Origin of the sequence: Streptomyces sp. NPDC005794 (assembly GCF_042871445.1) — a bacterium.
Lineage (GTDB): Bacteria > Actinomycetota > Actinomycetes > Streptomycetales > Streptomycetaceae > Streptomyces.
This window is the reverse complement of the sequence record NZ_JBIAIN010000050.1, coordinates 1-2535: the sequence shown is the minus strand read 5'-3', so window position 1 is coordinate 2535 and position 2535 is coordinate 1. Positions and strand designations below refer to the sequence as shown.

The following is a 2535-nucleotide window of genomic DNA, read 5'->3' as shown; positions in this document are numbered from 1 at the left end:
CGGTCGGGTCGGGCACGCTGTTGGGTATCTGAAGGTATGGCCGTAAGGCTGCCTTCGGTTGCCGGCCCCAGTGAACTCGCCTGTAAGGGTGGGGTGATGGGTGGCTGGTCGTTGTTTGAGAACTGCACAGTGGACGCGAGCATCTGTGGCCAAGTTTTTAAGGGCGCACGGTGGATGCCTTGGCACCAGGAACCGATGAAGGACGTGGGAGGCCACGATAGTCCCCGGGGAGCTGTCAACCAAGCTTTGATCCGGGGGTTTCCGAATGGGGAAACCCGGCAGTCGTCATGGGCTGTCACCCGCTGCTGAACACATAGGCAGTGTGGAGGGAACGAGGGGAAGTGAAACATCTCAGTACCCTCAGGAAGAGAAAACAACCGTGATTCCGGGAGTAGTGGCGAGCGAAACTGGATCAGGCCAAACCGTATGCGTGTGATACCCGGCAGGGGTTGCGCATGCGGGGTTGTGGGATCTCTTTTTCACAGTCTGCCGGCTGTGAGGCGAGTCAGAAACCGTTGATGTAGGCGAAGGACATGCGAAAGGTCCGGCGTAGAGGGTAAGACCCCCGTAGCTGAAACATTAACGGCTCGTTTAAGAGACACCCAAGTAGCACGGGGCCCGAGAAATCCCGTGTGAATCTGGCGGGACCACCCGCTAAGCCTAAATATTCCCTGGTGACCGATAGCGGATAGTACCGTGAGGGAATGGTGAAAAGTACCGCGGGAGCGGAGTGAAATAGTACCTGAAACCGTGTGCCTACAAGCCGTGGGAGCGTCGCTGTTGTTCTTCGGAGCAACAGTCGTGACTGCGTGCCTTTTGAAGAATGAGCCTGCGAGTTAGCGGTGTGTAGCGAGGTTAACCCGTGTGGGGAAGCCGTAGCGAAAGCGAGTCCGAATAGGGCGATTGAGTTGCACGCTCTAGACCCGAAGCGGAGTGATCTAGCCATGGGCAGGTTGAAGCGGAGGTAAGACTTCGTGGAGGACCGAACCCACCAGGGTTGAAAACCTGGGGGATGACCTGTGGTTAGGGGTGAAAGGCCAATCAAACTCCGTGATAGCTGGTTCTCCCCGAAATGCATTTAGGTGCAGCGTCGTGTGTTTCTTGCCGGAGGTAGAGCACTGGATAGGCGATGGGCCCTACCGGGTTACTGACCTTAGCCAAACTCCGAATGCCGGTAAGTGAGAGCACGGCAGTGAGACTGTGGGGGATAAGCTCCATGGTCGAGAGGGAAACAGCCCAGAGCATCGACTAAGGCCCCTAAGCGTACGCTAAGTGGGAAAGGATGTGGAGTCGCAGAGACAACCAGGAGGTTGGCTTAGAAGCAGCCACCCTTGAAAGAGTGCGTAATAGCTCACTGGTCAAGTGATTCCGCGCCGACAATGTAGCGGGGCTCAAGCGTACCGCCGAAGTCGTGTCATTCATACGCATAGGGCCAACGCCTGTATGGATGGGTAGGGGAGCGTCGTGTGCCGGGTGAAGCAGCCGCGGAAGCGAGTTGTGGACGGTTCACGAGTGAGAATGCAGGCATGAGTAGCGATACACACGTGAGAAACGTGTGCGCCGATTGACTAAGGGTTCCTGGGTCAAGCTGATCTGCCCAGGGTAAGTCGGGACCTAAGGCGAGGCCGACAGGCGTAGTCGATGGACAACCGGTTGATATTCCGGTACCCGCTTTGAAACGCCCAATACTGAATCAGGCGATGCTAAGTCCGTGAAGCCGGCCCGATCTCTTCGGAGTTGAGGGTAGTGGTGGAGCCGACGAACCAGACTTGTACTAGGTAAGCGATGGGGTGACGCAGGAAGGTAGTCCAACCCGGGCGGTGGTAGTTCCCGGGGTAAGGGTGTAGGCCGTGTGGTAGGTAAATCCGTCACACATTAAGGCTGAGACCTGATGCCGAGCCGATTGTGGTGAAGTGGATGATCCTATGCTGTCGAGAAAAGCCTCTAGCGAGTTTCATGGCGGCCCGTACCCTAAACCGACTCAGGTAGTCAGGTAGAGAATACCGAGGCGTTCGGGTGAACTATGGTTAAGGAACTCGGCAAAATGCCCCCGTAACTTCGGGAGAAGGGGGGCCATCGCTGGTGAGGGAACTTGCTTCCTGAGCTGGGGGTGGCCGCAGAGACCAGCGAGAAGCGACTGTTTACTAAAAACACAGGTCCGTGCGAAGCCGTAAGGCGATGTATACGGACTGACGCCTGCCCGGTGCTGGAACGTTAAGGGGACCGGTTAGTGCACTTTCGGGTGTGCGAAGCTGAGAACTTAAGCGCCAGTAAACGGCGGTGGTAACTATAACCATCCTAAGGTAGCGAAATTCCTTGTCGGGTAAGTTCCGACCTGCACGAATGGCGTAACGACTTCTCGACTGTCTCAACCATAGGCCCGGTGAAATTGCACTACGAGTAAAGATGCTCGTTTCGCGCAGCAGGACGGAAAGACCCCGGGACCTTTACTATAGTTTGATATTGGTGTTCGGTTCGGCTTGTGTAGGATAGGTGGGAGACTTTGAAGCGGCCACGCCAGTGGTTGTGGAGTCG

At 56.3% G+C, this 2535-nt stretch carries 1 rRNA gene; it reads left to right on the top strand.

Annotated elements, in window-relative coordinates:
- Positions 1–147: 147 nt before the first annotated feature.
- Positions 148–2535: ribosomal RNA gene (locus ACFYQ5_RS35975) — 23S ribosomal RNA — on the top strand; the annotation flags it as partial.